This is a genomic window from Escherichia sp. MOD1-EC7003, assembly GCF_002965065.1.
GTDB lineage: Bacteria > Pseudomonadota > Gammaproteobacteria > Enterobacterales > Enterobacteriaceae > Escherichia.
Genome location: NZ_PTRE01000010.1, coordinates 41,228 through 55,997, shown reverse-complemented (window position 1 = coordinate 55,997; position 14,770 = coordinate 41,228). Strand labels below are relative to the sequence as shown.

At 47.8% G+C, this 14,770-nt stretch carries 18 protein-coding genes, 1 tRNA gene and 1 pseudogene; all 20 read right to left on the bottom strand.

Annotated features, from left to right (window positions below):
- Positions 1-61: 61 nt before the first annotated feature.
- Positions 62-1,297: pseudogene (locus A7090_RS01300) on the bottom strand (injection protein); the annotation flags it as partial.
- On the bottom strand, positions 1,297-2,718 hold the full coding sequence (locus A7090_RS01295) for a phage DNA ejection protein (protein ID WP_019841349.1): 1,422 nt from the start codon (positions 2,716-2,718) through the stop codon (positions 1,297-1,299). The gene A7090_RS01295 and the pseudogene A7090_RS01300, both read right to left, overlap by 1 nt.
- Positions 2,718-3,395 (bottom strand): hypothetical protein, encoded by a 678-nt coding sequence (locus A7090_RS01290; RefSeq protein WP_000909175.1) that lies wholly within the window; start codon positions 3,393-3,395, stop codon positions 2,718-2,720. The genes A7090_RS01295 and A7090_RS01290 overlap by 1 nt, the downstream gene beginning before the upstream one ends.
- Positions 3,389-3,850, bottom strand: a complete 462-nt coding sequence (locus A7090_RS01285; protein WP_001468271.1) for a DUF2824 family protein — start codon at positions 3,848-3,850, stop codon at positions 3,389-3,391. Before A7090_RS01285 ends, A7090_RS01290 begins: the two co-directional genes overlap by 7 nt.
- Positions 3,851-3,866: 16 nt before the next feature.
- Positions 3,867-4,028 carry a hypothetical protein gene (locus A7090_RS26095; protein WP_001018524.1) on the bottom strand — a complete coding sequence of 54 codons (162 nt, stop codon included), beginning with the start codon at positions 4,026-4,028 and terminating at the stop codon, positions 3,867-3,869.
- A 584-nt stretch (positions 4,029-4,612) separates the two neighbouring features.
- Positions 4,613-7,369 (bottom strand): TOPRIM and DUF927 domain-containing protein, encoded by a 2,757-nt coding sequence (locus A7090_RS01275; RefSeq protein ID WP_020231445.1) that lies wholly within the window; start codon positions 7,367-7,369, stop codon positions 4,613-4,615.
- Complete coding sequence (locus A7090_RS01270) at positions 7,356-7,727, bottom strand: hypothetical protein (protein WP_001208878.1); 372 nt, start codon at positions 7,725-7,727, stop codon at positions 7,356-7,358. Before A7090_RS01270 ends, A7090_RS01275 begins: the two co-directional genes overlap by 14 nt.
- Entirely contained in the window at positions 7,720-8,061 is a 342-nt protein-coding gene (locus tag A7090_RS01265; protein ID WP_000628966.1) for a hypothetical protein, read from the bottom strand. Before A7090_RS01265 ends, A7090_RS01270 begins: the two co-directional genes overlap by 8 nt.
- 10 nt (positions 8,062-8,071) lie before the next feature.
- Positions 8,072-8,674, bottom strand: coding sequence for a hypothetical protein (locus A7090_RS01260; RefSeq protein ID WP_001058743.1), 603 nt, complete (start codon positions 8,672-8,674; stop codon positions 8,072-8,074).
- Positions 8,667-8,888 carry a hypothetical protein gene (locus tag A7090_RS01255; RefSeq protein ID WP_000181940.1) on the bottom strand — a complete coding sequence of 74 codons (222 nt, stop codon included), beginning with the start codon at positions 8,886-8,888 and terminating at the stop codon, positions 8,667-8,669. Before A7090_RS01255 ends, A7090_RS01260 begins: the two co-directional genes overlap by 8 nt.
- Positions 8,885-9,148, bottom strand: a complete 264-nt coding sequence (locus tag A7090_RS01250) for a hypothetical protein (protein ID WP_001024675.1) — start codon at positions 9,146-9,148, stop codon at positions 8,885-8,887. Before A7090_RS01250 ends, A7090_RS01255 begins: the two co-directional genes overlap by 4 nt.
- Positions 9,145-9,339: a hypothetical protein gene (locus A7090_RS01245; protein WP_001065738.1), complete on the bottom strand. Its 195-nt coding sequence runs from the start codon at positions 9,337-9,339 to the stop codon at positions 9,145-9,147. The genes A7090_RS01250 and A7090_RS01245 overlap by 4 nt, the downstream gene beginning before the upstream one ends.
- Positions 9,332-10,399 carry an ash family protein gene (locus A7090_RS27210; RefSeq protein ID WP_021542403.1) on the bottom strand — a complete coding sequence of 356 codons (1,068 nt, stop codon included), beginning with the start codon at positions 10,397-10,399 and terminating at the stop codon, positions 9,332-9,334. The genes A7090_RS01245 and A7090_RS27210 overlap by 8 nt, the downstream gene beginning before the upstream one ends.
- Positions 10,393-10,575 carry a DUF4222 domain-containing protein gene (locus A7090_RS01235; RefSeq protein WP_000042977.1) on the bottom strand — a complete coding sequence of 61 codons (183 nt, stop codon included), beginning with the start codon at positions 10,573-10,575 and terminating at the stop codon, positions 10,393-10,395. Before A7090_RS01235 ends, A7090_RS27210 begins: the two co-directional genes overlap by 7 nt.
- Positions 10,568-11,401: an antA/AntB antirepressor family protein gene (locus A7090_RS01230; protein WP_021542404.1), complete on the bottom strand. Its 834-nt coding sequence runs from the start codon at positions 11,399-11,401 to the stop codon at positions 10,568-10,570. Before A7090_RS01230 ends, A7090_RS01235 begins: the two co-directional genes overlap by 8 nt.
- Positions 11,402-11,413: 12 nt before the next feature.
- On the bottom strand, positions 11,414-11,845 hold the full coding sequence (locus A7090_RS01225) for a hypothetical protein (protein ID WP_021542405.1): 432 nt from the start codon (positions 11,843-11,845) through the stop codon (positions 11,414-11,416).
- Entirely contained in the window at positions 11,845-12,042 is a 198-nt protein-coding gene (locus tag A7090_RS01220; protein WP_000083330.1) for a helix-turn-helix transcriptional regulator, read from the bottom strand. Before A7090_RS01220 ends, A7090_RS01225 begins: the two co-directional genes overlap by 1 nt.
- Positions 12,043-12,239: 197 nt before the next feature.
- Positions 12,240-13,121 (bottom strand): DUF6387 family protein, encoded by an 882-nt coding sequence (locus tag A7090_RS01215; RefSeq protein ID WP_019841420.1) that lies wholly within the window; start codon positions 13,119-13,121, stop codon positions 12,240-12,242.
- A gap of 143 nt (positions 13,122-13,264) precedes the next feature.
- On the bottom strand, positions 13,265-14,479 hold the full coding sequence (locus A7090_RS01210; RefSeq protein ID WP_019841421.1) for a tyrosine-type recombinase/integrase: 1,215 nt from the start codon (positions 14,477-14,479) through the stop codon (positions 13,265-13,267).
- Between the two features lie 165 nt (positions 14,480-14,644).
- A tRNA-Thr gene (locus tag A7090_RS01200) sits at positions 14,645-14,720 on the bottom strand.
- Positions 14,721-14,770 lie beyond the last annotated feature (50 nt).

Below are 14,770 nucleotides of genomic sequence, written 5' to 3'. Positions count from 1 at the left end.
TGATGAGCTGGCAGCCTGAGTTCACAGGTAAAATACTCTCCAGGAAAACCGGGGCGGTTCAGACTTTTACCGCGGCTCTATCCTGAGATTTGCCCGGGCGGCTTAACACGGCAATCTGATTGTCGATAGCTTTTACCGTGTTTGAGAGATCGACAGGGGTATCCCCCATAGCGTCAATTATGCGGTTATATCGCTTTCCTGCTGCCTCAATGAATTTTTGTTGCCCTTTAGTCGCAGATTCATAAAGCTGTTTATCAGAAATGCCACCCAGACCATCGCTAAATGTTCTGACTAAATTTTCTCGTGCTTGTTGTTGATTCAGCCGATTCTTACCGGTTCCAAAAAAAGGAACTCTTTCGCCTAATGTCTGAGCCTGACTCTGCATAAAGGTTTTATCTTTCAGCATGTCACTGGTCATTAACGGCAGATTTCTTTCCGATGCAAAGTCGACAGCAGCCTTTGCTTCAGGCGACATATCACCACGAACAGCCCTCGAAACCGCACTCGCTGTATTTTCCAGCCCCTTACCAATACCACCAATGCCAGCAGAAATTACCGTTTGTAACGGTTCAATATCTTCTCCACCAGCAAGGCTAGTGGCTCCCTGTAGTGCTAAATCTGTAGCTGCTGATTTTCCTATGGCACCAAGCACCGTTCCAGCCCTGCCAGCTGGTGTAAACGCCAACGCATTAGCAAGAAACGAAGTCAGGTCTTGCGGTGATAAACCCGGCTTGTTCAGGGCATAATCACCTGATGGCAGAGAAACGATAGTATTCCCCTTCTCATCCTGCCTTAATGTCGCCCCCATTCCCTGAAGAATCTTTTCCTGAGACGCGTCAGAGCCGAAAAGTTGAGACCATCCAGCCTTTAGGGCATCCATGCTTAGTGAGTTCAATTCTGGGGCAGAGGCGACATTTTGCAGTCTCTCCATCTCTGGAGTCATTCGGCTTTCGCCTGTTATAGCATCGCGCATCGCAGCCCCAAGACTGGCTCCCTGTTCTGCTGAACGCTCAAGCCCCTCTCTTTGCTGAGTAGCTAACTTTGCATACCCTGACGCAAGAGAATTATCAGATGATGTATGTTGAATATTTTGAGTTGCTGATTGGGATCGGTCTATTTCATTCGTTGATGGTAGTGGATAGGCAGCATAAAAAGCCTGCTTAGCCTGCTCTACACTTTCTCCGGCTTGCGGGGCAACGACTTCATTGAAGTATTGCTCCTGAGCCTGCGCTTTTTGTTCTGGTGCTAACGCCTGATACTGTGGAGAGGCGATAACATCTTTCCATGCTTTAGCCATTAATCACCCCATAGTGAAGAAAAGTTACTGCTGGCTGCTGGCTGTGATACCTGCTCAGATTGCGGCAATGTCTGCGACGAAGAAGAAGTTCCTCTGTCAACTGCTGAAATAACCCGCAAAGCATCATAAGCTCGACCAGAAGCAGCTTTCAGCGAATTGAACTGGTTTTCCATCTTCCGGCGCTTGGTATCAATGGTTTTTGTGGAGTCGCCAGGCTGAGGGAAATACATTTGATAATATTTTGACATTTCAGCAGGTGCGATAGCTGCCCCTGTTTCCTGACGGAGTATTGCCATTATTGCGTCATTAGCATTAACAACGTATTGCTGCTCTGTTGGGCTGAGCGTTAAGTTAGCCAGCGTCCCATTACCCAAAGCATTATTAATGATCGCCACTCGCTGTGGGCTAAGCTGGTCTCTCAGTGTATCTATTGAATCAAGAGCATCCCTAACCCTGTATGCAAATCCAGCAGCTTTTTTAGCCCCTTCTGGCGACTTTTCCATGATCTTTTGGGCTGTTGGCAAAGCTATTGGACGAAACCCATCTCCAGATATTGGCTGGTTTAGTTTTCCCTGCTCTTCACTTCCGTCTGTGTAGTATTTTGTGACAGTGCCATCATCGTTTTCTCTAACACTCATTAATTTTTTGGCGTTTGTATTAATTCCAGCCGCTGCCGCAAATGCCGCCGCCCCCTCTGGATCCGCCTTTAACATTTGAGCGTACTGATTGTAATTCTGCATTGCTGCTGTTGGTGCATATGCTGACGTTAACGCATTTGCTCGGCTAATATCCTGCCCTCTCGCCTGAAGTGCTTCGCCAGCCTGATTGCTGCGGATTGTTTCTGCCAACTTGCCACGCTCAATATCCCGACCTTCCATTTGATCTTTGATATCGAAATACTTCTCATGACCGAGAGAAAACAGTGCCATACTACCAGCAAGCCGCTGGAATCCCTGTGGATCATTAACATGCATTTCGGCAACAGACTCAGGAGAAATTCCCAAGCGACGCATTTCATCTTCGTTATCTGCTATGAATTTTCCAAATGCCCCAGTTCCGAGCGAAGATGCGATTTGAGCACTAGTCGCAAGATGACCAATAGAATTTCTCTGGTCGTCATCAATAAAGCCCATCCCTTTCTGAACGCTTTCAAATTCTTCTGGATACTCAGAAATAAGACTGCGCATTTTGTTTCTGTCTCCAGACTCAAAAGCCCCGGCATATGCTTTCTGAAACTCTGCTTTACGCTGTTGTTGACGTGCCTGCTGATTAATCTCAGCAACGCCTCTTAGCCCCTGTAGCGCCATTAAACCTACGTTTGGCTGCTGCTGATACTGCACAGGCTGAGGAACGGAAGAACGAGGAGCATTATCATTTTGCGGTGCCATGCTAGGCAGCCCGCCAAGTTGCCATGTCGCCATTAGAATCCAAGCCCCCCAACAAGACCAATAAGCCCACCACCAATAGCCCCGGCGACATTACCTATACCCGGAACAACGGAACCAAGTTGCGCACCCGCTAAAGCGCCTGATGCCGCCCCACCAATACCACGCGCAAGACTGGATGGCTGCTGCGCCTGACCTGCACGAATAGCGCCAAGCCCCTGCAAGAGTTGCCCGGTATTATTGGCGTAGTTTTGCCCTGCTGTTGCCTGCCCTGATGCCGCATTCATCCCGACATTTAGCAGGTTTCCATAATTTTGCATTTGCCCACTAAGCCAATTGTTATAAAGCATGGGCGCAATGGAAGATAACTGGTTACTGGTAGCTGTTGAGCCAAGCCCCCCGGTAGCTTCTGCTGAGACAAGGTTCTGATAACGGGCCTGATCTGCCTGTGTTTTATATAAACCAGAACCAAAGAAATCATTCGCGGCTTTATTCTGCCCTTCCAGAGTCATCAGTCCTTGTAGTTGTTGTAAAGCAGGCAATCCGACTTCTGCATACGGCTTGAGATTATTCATCACCGTATTCCACTGCTCGCGCTGCAAATCAATTGCCTGCTGCTGGGCCTTCGCCTGAGCTTTAGAGGCACCACCATCACCGCCTTTTTCGTATACGGCACGATTGAGATGTTTATGAGCTATATGGGTAATTAACATTCGCTGAATTCCTTATATTGTTGCCGAGTTAACTGATAAAGCGTTACGCCGACGGGTTTACCACATCTGATATAAGCATCATCAAGGTGACCAACACGGGTAGCGCCAAGCAAACGGATAATTGCCCGTCCGTATTTGGTGGTGTCAGGAACCATGGTAATGCTGTTAAGGAATGGTGAGTTTTCGAGAAGCCATTTGCAGAATAATCGATGCCCTTGCAGTGCATATTCACCACGGAATCCGGGGTCGTACACCGCATGGCATTCAACAATGCTATGCCAGAAGTTACGCACTTCATGAACGCCAGCCAGCACCAATCCTTCGTAGATACCGAGATATACCGCATCAGGCTTGATGTAGTACGTGTGCCCCGGCTCAACAATATTTTCGGTATTGCCAGGCTCGTTAAGAAAGGCCTGTAATCGCACAGGGTTATCAATAAATTTTAGTTCCATGCGATGCCATCCATTTTCACATACAGCCTGCCAGCGCCTTATCTATTAACCCTCGTGCAATTTCATGCAGAGTTGGCGCTACTCCAATTCCTGATTTTTTACGCTGCTCTTCCTGAATTTTCTTTATCGCTTCCATTTGCTTCTCACTTATCAATACCGGCTTTACTGAAATAGCCATAACGCCCCCTTAGAACTGTATAAAACAACAGTTATTATAGTTTCATAAATCGCAATATTCATCATCGTGATTGTAAAATATGAAACAAATAGCACAAAAAAATGCCACCGCTCAGTAGCTGGTGGCATCGTTCTGTGTGTCAGGTTTTGACAGGTTTTTTATGGACTCTAAAAACTATATTTATGGTGTCGCATTACTCTTCACGGAAGGCGCTTTCCAGTTCTGCCCTTGCTTCTGGCTCCATTGGTAATTTGATTCGCGATCAGCTATGCGGATGGTTTGCTGAACAGGCATAACAACTTCTCAGGGGCTGTTTTCTGAACTACGAAAATTTCGTAGTGCTCACTTTCAAAAACGTCACGCCCTTGTACACAGGATTTTACGAAAGTCTCGTAAAACACTCTCTGATGCCAGCCAGGTGTTGTGCGCATCAATTCAGTCACATTGTGTTGGTTCAAAATACCGTGTTGTTGGTTCAGTGTTGGTTCAATAAAAAGAATAAAATCCTTATAAAACAACACTCTTTACAAATTGAACCAACTGAACCAACTGAACCAACGCCTTTTCTACGCACATGAAGAAGCTCATTCTTCAGATGAGTTGTAATCTCCTGGCTGGTAATTGAGTACATAAACGTTTATTTGTCGTCCCTGAATACGTGGTGATTTTCTTTGGTATCCACGACCGCTGTTTGGTGGGGTTAGCATCCCGGCTTTTTTCAACACTTCAGCAAACTGTTTTGCGTTGAAACCACATGCGATCTCCTTTTCAAATGTGGCCGGGAATGTGTAGAAAATCATTGGGCTTTCGTCATGTTCTCCACGCTGACGGTATCCGGCTAAATCTTTGATGGGCAAATCTGCCGGGCTGTATGGAAATGGTGCAAAACGGCTAAGCCCATAGGCATTAAGAAATGCCTCCGTTTGTTCAATAATCTGCTGATGTTCTTTGTTACCTGTGCCGAACTCGCGCAACCATGCGTTATAGCTGTGCTGTATCGCATCACGGCATGTCTGAGCATCCCAGCCTGTTACAACCTCGCCTAACAGCAATGCGGCCTCCAGAATGGCAAATCGCGCGGCTACACGGTGAACCTGCTCACCATAATCGGATGGGATCAGACTTCTCCATCTGCTTTCGCAGTCACGAACAGTTTTAATTGCCTGTTGCTGGTGGTCTGCCAGCCATTTAATCCACTCACGCCCGGCTGCGCCGTGGTGATGCTGGTAAGCGTCTTTCAGTGCGTCTGCGTGCTGTTTTCCGTTCTGGTAATCGTGAAAGCGTACTGCTTTACTCAACGGAATATTCAGCAGTCGCACCAGTTGTCCGGCTTTGGTTTTTCGCCCGGAAGTAGCGATAAATGTTTCTAAATCCATTTCTCCGGTGCTGATTGCCACTGTACGCCAGCGTTTTAGATCCCGGTTTCCACCATCTTTAGCGCCTTGCAGTTTCCCTACACCGTTAAATAACGCATAGGCAGACTGTGAAACACTGACAGGATCAGCGCCCTGACCAACTTCATCAAGCGGCATTAGTCCGTCATTGTGGGCGGCGGCTTCATTTGCCAGCCCCAGCGCGGTTCCGTACCACGTCAGCCGCAGTAAATCAGGGTTGCCGTATAAGCTGCTCGCCACGTTTGCCGTGGTGGTCTTACCTGCGCTCGACTGCTCATAGAAATGAATGCCGAACCCGTCAGCGCCCACCAGCCCAATCAATGGCGCTGCCAGTGCTGCGCCGATCCCGGTCATCATTGAATAGTTACCAAAGGCCAGACGCGCCACGTTATCACGCCAGCTTTTCGCGCTCCCTGAGACGGTATATCCGGCTGCGGCTGAGCTTCTCCCGCTGAACAGCACAGGATTTTCAGGTGTTCCGATGATTTCCCCATCAGGCATGATGTACGCTCCGCATTGCCAGCCAGTGGCATGAGCAACACGCCACAATTCACGAGAGCCACTGCGTTGTAGCCAGTCTGCCAGTATTGCTCTGAGGCTGCTTTTGGTCGTGACATTTACCCCACCAGCTTTAAGTGTGCGCCATCCTTCACGTTCACCAATATCAGCCAGTGGAATGGCAGCGGTTGTCGGCGTTTCAGAACCAAACGACAGCCAGCGAAGAATGAGATACTGGTCTTTATCGTCTCTGCCAGTACCGATAACGCTTAACGGCGAACATAACCAGCTTTCGTTATTGATGATTTCTCCACTCTGGCTGTCAGCTCTCGGAGATACCCAATAAATACCATCCTCGCGGCTTTCTATTCTTGGTTTCAGTGGGTCGGTATCCATAACCTTAAAATCGCTTCCCTCAATGGTCTGTGGCTCCTGTTTCACGCCATTACCCTGTGGTTGGTACATTGACTTATTGAACGTTTCTGTGGCGCATTTAATGCCGTGTTTTTGGTGGTAATCATTCCAGTCTGCTTTGTGATCTGTCGGGGGTAATGCCACCCATCCAGAAACAGATAAAGCTGCTTTTTCTGCTGCTATTCTCCCCGTGTTTTGTCTTCCTTCGCTGTGGTCGTTATCCGCAGCAATGATGATTTGTGCTGAAGGATATTTATCCCGCAGTACCTGGGCGACATATAACAGGTTCCCGGCATCAATCGCCGCCACTGTCAGCGCCTCTGGACGAATTAAATGGGCAGATAATGCCGTTGCCAGCCCTTCTGCGATTAAGATGCTCTGTGTTGTTTCTGGTGCGTTTATGGCGTGATATGCTCCCCGTTTTGCTGAACCTGTCAGGAGTCTTTTTTCACCATGTGAGGTAATAGTCTGTGCTGCTGTGACTGCGCCGGATTTATCCACCAGCGCCAGCAACAGAGATCCATCGGGCAACACGGGGAATGTAAAATCACCTACCCCTTTCGCAACCAGATAATCAGATTTACCGTTTACAGCCTTTCTGCGCATGTCATCAAACTGACGGGAAAACGTATCCCGTCTTTGTTGTTCGTCCTTCTCTGCCCTTTTCAGGCGCTCCTGTTCGCGTCGCTGGCGCTCGGTTTCCAGTTGTTCCCGTTTCTGGCTGGTGGCTTCTGGTGTTTCCGTTGTCCGGTAATCAATACCCAGAACATCAGCGGCAAGAAGCGCCGCCTCTGTTGTGTCGCAGTTATTTACGCGTTTAATTAAATCCAGCCCATCACCAGCGCCGCACTGATTACAGATGAAGCTACCGCGCCCGTTGTCATCGAACCGGAATCGATCTTTGCCCCCACATGCAGGGCAGGGAGCATGACGGCGCGGAGAGTCAGGGACATTTATGTTCAGGCAGCCCAGCACATGAGGCCAGTTGTTTTCAGACGCACTGATAACCTGACGGATAAGATCAATGTTTCGCATCACCGTACCCCACGTGGTCTATAGCGTTTGCGATATGGCTAACCAGCATCTGCCACTTGGTTATTCCGTAATCAGTCAGCATGCCATCATTGTTTAGCCACATATCAAATTCAGCGGTTGTCGCAAGTTTCCACTTATCGCCGTGGACAGTCCTCATTGCTGGGTACATGAATGCGCAAATCAGATCACAAACATCTGACGGCTTCAGAGATGTAGTAATGGTGCGTCCCTCTGGCGTCTGAATTGCCATTTTCTCTTCACCAGTAGAATGAAGGTTATGAATCCACACAGCGCCAGCAATCTTTGCCACCTGCTCTCCGATTGCGGAGCTAAGCGCCATTTCTGCATTTTCACGCATGAGAACCTCCCGCTACAGTTGCGCCCATGTCATTAACCATGCTTTGCCATATCTCACGCCCGACGTCAGTCAATCCGTCCTTAGTGACGCAACGATCAAGAAGCTCTATCCCCACGGTTTCCCACTGCGGGTAGAACACTTTCATGGCTGCCAGTGTGTAGCTATCGATCAGGCTGCGAACGCCTTTTACTCCATTGACGATTTCCACACGGACGGCCTCGCCGTCCGCATCAACCATGAAATAGTCCCCGCCGCTGGTGGAGGTAATGTGGTTATACAGTGCCGACGCATACTTATTTGCCAGCGCATTTAGTCGGAAATTTTTAGTAATCATGGCTCCATCCTCAGTGCGTCACTGGTTCCGCTGGCATGCCGTTTTCATTCAGTTCAGCTATAAAGCTGTTGTGAAGTTCAGCAAGCGTTTCACGACCAAATGGAGTCAGTGCTCCTTGTTCCACATCCATCATGGCTCTGTAGAAAATGATGGCGCGTTCTGTGCCAGACTCGATGCCAAAACGTTCTATCATCGCGCCCTCAATGTTGTTTGCCATAGCGAGGCGCTCTGCTACTGGATACAGCGGCATGGCGACGATGCCGTTGGAATAAACAGCCACTTCGGAAGGATTGCCAGTATCATCAATGATGCTGACAGTGCCGTTTTCCTCTCTCATTTCCAGCATGAATACTGTTGCGATCAGCCATCTCCACATAATGACGTTATGCTGTGATGTGTAATCGAAATATCCCTGGTTGCCGCCATCGGCAATAGCGAGATGTATTGACATACCTTCATCTGGTTTATCGTCATAATCCCCGGCATCCAGACGATTTACGGCATCAATATATGAGACGGCCTCAACGCGTTCTGTCATGCCATCGTTGCTGCGGTACATGATGTTTACGCCGTCAGGCGTTGCTTCTGCATGGAAAGTTAAGAAATTATTCATGTTTCGCCTCGCCTGAATGATTCTGTAACTCATATTTGCCCAACAATTCGTCCGCTTCCTGAATAGCTTCTGGTACGCCATTGAGCAGTGACATAACCGCGCCAATCATTAACTTGTCTCTGTTGCTGGGGCTGGCCCCTTCAAGCCAGAACCCTAAAACAGTCTGAACCTGTTCGATGCGACATTGCGCTTCAATGAGCTGGATGTTGGTCATTTCGCACTCTCCACATCGATTAAACCGATATCTATCAGGGAGGTAACTTTTTGTAGCCAGCTATTGATTACTGTCGCCTGTTCCCCTCCCACCGAGGGAACAATCTCATTCATCACATGAACCAGACCTGTGCGCGCTCTGGTAAGCCGTTCAGTCGCGCAATCTGCGGGAGTGAATGTGTCTGGATATGGCTCTTCGCGCCCCAGCAATGATTCAATTTCCAGCTCACACGGATGACGATAAATTAAGTTGATATTCATTTTTCACCCCCAAGAATTACCAGCTCTGCACGGGCATCGTTAACCAAAGATGAGCACGCTTTAATCGCATCCACGACATCAGCAGCGTCCATTTCTTCAGCCGAAAGACTGACAGCAACCAGGACAGCCGCTGCTTGCTCGATTAATTGAAGTGCGGACGTAAGGCGAGGGGTATTAATTGAGTTATTCATTGGTTGCCCCCGTTTTTCCTGGCATTTCGCCACCTTCCAGCAGGAAATGAACGTCGCGAACGGCGAGGTCCAATATCGCGAGTAACGCCTTCAGTCTTTCGTCTCGTGAGGGAGAGTTGCTCACCAGAATGTCGTTAATCACTTCTGTCAGTGTGATGATCTGGCTTGTGCGTTCGAGGGGGTCCATATGCACATCGTAGGTTTTAATCATGTGCCACCTCCATGCGGATACGACCAGCAAAAAAGCAGACGTGATCGCGCACCAGAGAACGGCGAGCATCGCGTTCAGACTCGGCAGCAATATGATGAATTTTGGCGGTAATTGTCGGGCAATCGCGGCGAACTGCGGCGATAATCCAGATAAATTGCGTTTTTTGGGTAGGGGTAGTAGCCAGCATGTGGCAGCCTCCTTGTACTGGGAATTCTTCCCACCACCGGAGCTGCGAAACTCGCTGGTGGTGGACTGAACAGAGTTCGCAGTACCGGCGTACAAGGAAACCGGCCAGCCTTTCGGCTGCCCTGTCCAGCCCACCATAATTTTGCAAGCGACGCGGATTATAACCACATCACTGAAAAAAGTGTGAGTCTGGCTAACGGCACAAAAAAAGACGCTCGGCGCGTCATGTGTCGCCTCGTACATTTCCGGGCTGCGAAACCCGGCACCCGTTTTATGAGGTGCCTTATAACCATAAACCGTGTTGCCGCATAACGGCAAGCTCTTTTTTATGGACTCCGAAAACTCACTATTGGAAGAACCAGAAGCACAGTACATCGTGCTCATTTCGTTAACGTCACGCGCGTGGACGAATGTTTTTGTGGAGTCACTACACGAGCGGAAGACATCATCTACGACCAGAAATTTTCTGGCGCAGCCGCTGACCTTCTCAATGCTAATATCATCGCCCGAGATTTCTGGTATGGTTAAGGCATCCGTTCCGACCACCAGCAAATGATAAACTTTGCTTGTATCTGCTGTATTAATGCCTGACTTTGCCGTCATATTGCTGGATTTTGGCGACATGCCAGCCAGTGAAAATGTCTTCTTCTGGACGGTTAGCATTTGTTAACCTCCGCGAACTCCTTCATGAAACGTGCCAGCGGTTGTACGCATGGCGATTGATACCCGTCGCGATAAAACGTCACTCGGTTGTGAGACACGCTTTCGACAGTAACGAGTGCTCCGTGGGCATCTTTGTAGCGTTTTTGTGGTTGTGGTGTTCCTGTTGGCTTAGACATTGACCACCTCCAGACGCTTGGCGAGCCAGCGTTGCGACAGGCGGGTGAGTTCTCCTTTACGCTGCTCATATTCCATGCCCATATCAATTAACGTGATATTGGTGCTTTCGAGATATGAGAGGTGCTCAAGCTGTTCTGCGTTCATATGGTCGCGAGGTTCGCCAGAATAGCCATTTATCCGCGCCCACTGCTTAGCAGTTAGCCCACCAAGAACGATACGAGAAATCATATTGCTCTCGTTTGTGTAGTGGTGTTGCTGCGTCGTTTTCCCCTGCTCGGCACGGGCCATATTCAGCGCATCGCACATTGGCTTAAAGTTGTTTGCGGCACTGATACGGGCTTTTAGCTGGCGACGATAGCGGGCGGCGATTTCAGGCACGCTACGCTGTAATTCTTCCTCGCACTGGATGAAATAACGGCGGATAGCGCGACCCTGATCATTGCGTTCGATCATTGCCAGTTCTTTCGCCATTCCGACACTTAACAGATAGTCTTTGCCGGGTCTGCCAGACTGCTTAATCTTGCTGTAAGCCGCGCCATTCGGGCTTTTCCCCAAATTTGGGGAAATTGTTTTATGGACTGAGTAATCGTGCCCAATGGTGAAGTCATATTCAGAGATGCGATCAGTGATCCATGTAGAGAAGTCTTTTCCCACGCCCAACGCTTTGTGTAACGCTTTTGCGCTAACAATATTGGTTTCACGCCCACCGATATGACCAGGAATAACCGGGACAATTGCGGCAAATTCATTACCGTTAATTGTGCCCAGAGAGGCGTTCAGATGAGGGGCAGCCTCAGAAATTAATCTGCTTTTTTCGATGTTCATTTTCAGTCTCCGTTAGGCGGCGTTAAACGCGTCCGGGTAGAGTTTCAGAATGTCGGCAATTTCCTGCTGAGAAAGTCCGTTGTGATCATTTATGTTCGCAAGATGGTTAACATGAGTGATCACTTTCAGAACATCACCACGGCAGGAGAAACGGTAGCGAAGGTGTGTTCCGATACCATCAGGATTCTTTTCGTCGATACGCTCCAGAGTGATTCCAAGCTGGCGTTCTAACTCTGTTGCATAGTTACGACCAGAAGACAGACGGCAGTAGCGAAGAATGTCATTTTCTGTCCATCCCTCTATACCAGTACGCAGCATATAGACTCGGGCGCGATGCTTTTTCGGTGTGCGCTTTGGTGCTTGAAGGGATTTTGTCAGGGGCGTAACATCAGATACGCGAATATCTGAATTAGCCGCCTGTAATGGGCGGTTTTTCTTATTCATTACGCTACCTCGCCACGCGACTCAGCGATGCGCTGATTAATCCATTCTTCAATTTCACTTTCAATAAACGCAATTGATCGGCTTCCAATCTTTACAGATTGAGGGAATCGCTGTTCTTTGATGAGCCGATAAATCCACGCTTTGCTGTAACCAGTACGGCGTTGAACCTCAGAAAGACGAATAAATGATTGAGACATGTTTACTCCTATATTCTGTCATCTTCTTTAATGGACATCAGTAGACAGAAAGGAGATTAAACAAACCGGTGAATGGGTGATAGCGGATAAAAATAAAATATTTTTTTGAGAAGATTATCCGCTTTGAAATACACAGTAGCGTATTCAAAGCGGAAATCGCGAAATTTACTTAAAACGTTTACGTAGGATTTTGCTTGCTATAAATCTCTACTCATTAAATCAGATATTTTTATCAAGCTCATTTCTCTGTCTTTGTTTACATAAAGCTGAAGCAAGCGGGTGTATCTCTCGCTTATGGATTCAAGTGCAAAAGGCTTTATTGATTCCTTAATAGCCTGCGTATCTTTCGGATCATCACTAAAAACCAAGGCAGAAATCATCGGATTGCTCACTTCCTTACCTGACTTCTCACCCCAAATCAGCAGATCAACAATAGGTATCACTCTATTAGATATCAACTTCTGGAGGGTCTTTAATCCAATCCTTTTCTGAGCGACATGCTCTCTCTCTGGTACTTTTAACTCTTTTCGCCATAGAGGTAGAAGGTGAGTCAGGCTGGTAATAATTTCGTCATCAGTGGCGTCATCTAAATCTATAGAAACGAGTATGCTGTTAGGGGAACAATTACTTAGGTTTCCAGTAACACTCGCAAGCATAGCGTTTGCCTTGAGGTAGCAATCCTCTTCGTCTCTTTTAAAAAAGCCTTGATCTATCGATGAGAAAGAGTACATGGCCAGCTCTGAAAATGTTACTGGACTAACCCCCATAGCTGAAGATAATGAGGGAAGATCATCGTACTCATTTCTTAATGATGGGGCTTCATCATTTACTTTGCGAATAAATTCTTCAACCTCTTCCTCTTCTTCATTGAGAATGGTTAGGTTAGGATCGCCCGAAAAAATCCTTTCATATTTTATATCGTACTCTTCTTTGAATATAGCAGTGTCATCTTTTGCATGACGCAATAAAAAATCGCGCCACTCTAATTCTTGAATCAAGTCCGGCAAGGTTAAATCAATTAAAAATTCATAATTACTAATATCAAACCATGCTAAATCTTGTTTTTTGGCTCTCACCATACGCCACCCCGCGCCCCCTAATTCTGACGGCTATGCCAGCCCGTAGGGGTGTACGGGTTTTCGGGGATCAGCCTAGACATAGCCTATTCTTTGTTCGTCTACATAAGTCTACTACCATTGCTTAACACTGTCTATTCATACAGTTAAGCTCGTTTCCCAAACGAACCATGAACAACGTTCTCCTCCTTCTCCAGCGCATCCATATAGTCGGCATACCATTGAAGCATCTCCCGCCGTCCATCCAGATATTGCGCATGGTTGTATGTGCCACGAATTGAGTTCTTATCAACGTGAGCGAGCTGCGTTTCTATCCACGCGGTGTTATAGCCCTGCTCATGCAAAATCGTGCTCATAGTGTGTCGGAACCCATGACCAGTTACACGTCCAGCGTAGCCAATGCGCTTAAACACTTGGTTTATGCTGGCCTCACTCATTGTTTTCCTTGGATCATTGCGCCCGGGAAACATAAGAGGGTAATTGCCTGTTATTTCTCTAATCTTCCCAATAAGCGAAAGAGCCTGCTCAGACAATGGCACAATATGAGGCCGCCGCATTTTCATACGTGAAGCGGGTATCTCCCAGATAGCCTTGTTGAAATCAATTTCATCCCATAATGCGCCACGTAGTTCGCCAGTCCGCAAGCCGGTGATAATCAGTAGACGAGCCGCCATAACAACCAATGCGCTTCCTGAGTAACTGGACAATGCCTTGAAAAAATCAGGTAATTCTTTAGCTGTAAGGAAAGGGTAATGATTAGATTCATGGCCTTGCATCGCGCTAGTAAGGTCTGGTGCAGGGTTATACTCTGCGCGACCAGTGACTATTGCATAGCGGAAAACTTCCCCGCACCGTTGCCTCACTTTTTTGGCTTTTTCTGTCGCACCGCGCCCCTCGATGCGCCGCAGCACATTCAGAAGTTCAAGTGGTTTGATTTCGGCGATTGGTTTTTTGCCAATGTAAGGGAACACATCTTTGTTGAAGGCTTCGAGGATGTCTGAAGCATAACCAGCAGACCATTTTTTTAATTTGCTGCTGTGCCACTCAAGGGCAATATCTTTGAAGGTGTTGTTTAACTGCGTTTCCCGGGCAATCTTTTCCTCTCGTTTCGCTTCCATCGGATCGATACCACCAGCGATACCTCTTTTCGCATCTTCACGTTTTGCCCGAGCATCGGCTAGAGTAACCTCAGGATACACACCTAGTGCCAATAGCTTCTCTTTACCAGCTACACGATATTTAAGTCGCCAGTATTTACCTCCATTAGGTTTTACCAAGAGATACAAACCGCCACCATCGGCCAGCTTGTAAGCCTTCTCTTTTGGCTTGGCTGTGTCTATTTGACGGGCATTGAGTTTCACTTGGGGGTACCTCCACTAAACCGAACAGCAAATACCCCCATAAGTACCCCCATCTGACCGTAGATTTTGAGGGACTTTAGTAGACGTCAAAAGACGAACGGGGCTTTAATACGCGGATTATAAGGGGTTTTGAAAGACTTTAGTAGACTTGGGGAGATGTTTGAATGGTGCCGATAATAGGAGTCGAACCTACGACCTTCGCATTACGAATGCGCTGCTCTACCAACTGAGCTATATCGGCCCTGAAAGGACATGTTCACGAGTGCGAATCACGGGAGATAAGGTTAAAAC

Bases quoted from the DNA above. Each gene is read 5' to 3' on its own strand.
- A7090_RS26095 (WP_001018524.1), bottom strand. From the start codon at position 4,028: ATGGCTATTTCAGTAAAGCCGGTATTGATAAGTGAGAAGCAAATGGAA.
- A7090_RS01255 (WP_000181940.1), bottom strand. From the start codon at position 8,888: ATGACCAACATCCAGCTCATTGAAGCGCAATGTCGCATCGAACAGGTT.
- A7090_RS01295 (WP_019841349.1), bottom strand. From the start codon at position 2,718: ATGGCGACATGGCAACTTGGCGGGCTGCCTAGCATGGCACCGCAAAAT.
- A7090_RS01275 (WP_020231445.1), bottom strand. From the start codon at position 7,369: ATGCGAAACATTGATCTTATCCGTCAGGTTATCAGTGCGTCTGAAAAC.
- A7090_RS01225 (WP_021542405.1), bottom strand. From the start codon at position 11,845: ATGAATAAGAAAAACCGCCCATTACAGGCGGCTAATTCAGATATTCGC.
- A7090_RS01230 (WP_021542404.1), bottom strand. From the start codon at position 11,401: ATGAACATCGAAAAAAGCAGATTAATTTCTGAGGCTGCCCCTCATCTG.
- A7090_RS01270 (WP_001208878.1), bottom strand. From the start codon at position 7,727: ATGCGTGAAAATGCAGAAATGGCGCTTAGCTCCGCAATCGGAGAGCAG.
- A7090_RS01235 (WP_000042977.1), bottom strand. From the start codon at position 10,575: ATGTCTAAGCCAACAGGAACACCACAACCACAAAAACGCTACAAAGAT.
- A7090_RS01285 (WP_001468271.1), bottom strand. From the start codon at position 3,850: ATGGAACTAAAATTTATTGATAACCCTGTGCGATTACAGGCCTTTCTT.
- A7090_RS01250 (WP_001024675.1), bottom strand. From the start codon at position 9,148: ATGAATATCAACTTAATTTATCGTCATCCGTGTGAGCTGGAAATTGAA.
- A7090_RS01260 (WP_001058743.1), bottom strand. From the start codon at position 8,674: ATGAATAATTTCTTAACTTTCCATGCAGAAGCAACGCCTGACGGCGTA.
- A7090_RS01245 (WP_001065738.1), bottom strand. From the start codon at position 9,339: ATGAATAACTCAATTAATACCCCTCGCCTTACGTCCGCACTTCAATTA.
- A7090_RS01290 (WP_000909175.1), bottom strand. From the start codon at position 3,395: ATGTTAATTACCCATATAGCTCATAAACATCTCAATCGTGCCGTATAC.
- A7090_RS01215 (WP_019841420.1), bottom strand. From the start codon at position 13,121: ATGGTGAGAGCCAAAAAACAAGATTTAGCATGGTTTGATATTAGTAAT.
- A7090_RS01220 (WP_000083330.1), bottom strand. From the start codon at position 12,042: ATGTCTCAATCATTTATTCGTCTTTCTGAGGTTCAACGCCGTACTGGT.
- A7090_RS27210 (WP_021542403.1), bottom strand. From the start codon at position 10,399: ATGCTAACCGTCCAGAAGAAGACATTTTCACTGGCTGGCATGTCGCCA.
- A7090_RS01265 (WP_000628966.1), bottom strand. From the start codon at position 8,061: ATGATTACTAAAAATTTCCGACTAAATGCGCTGGCAAATAAGTATGCG.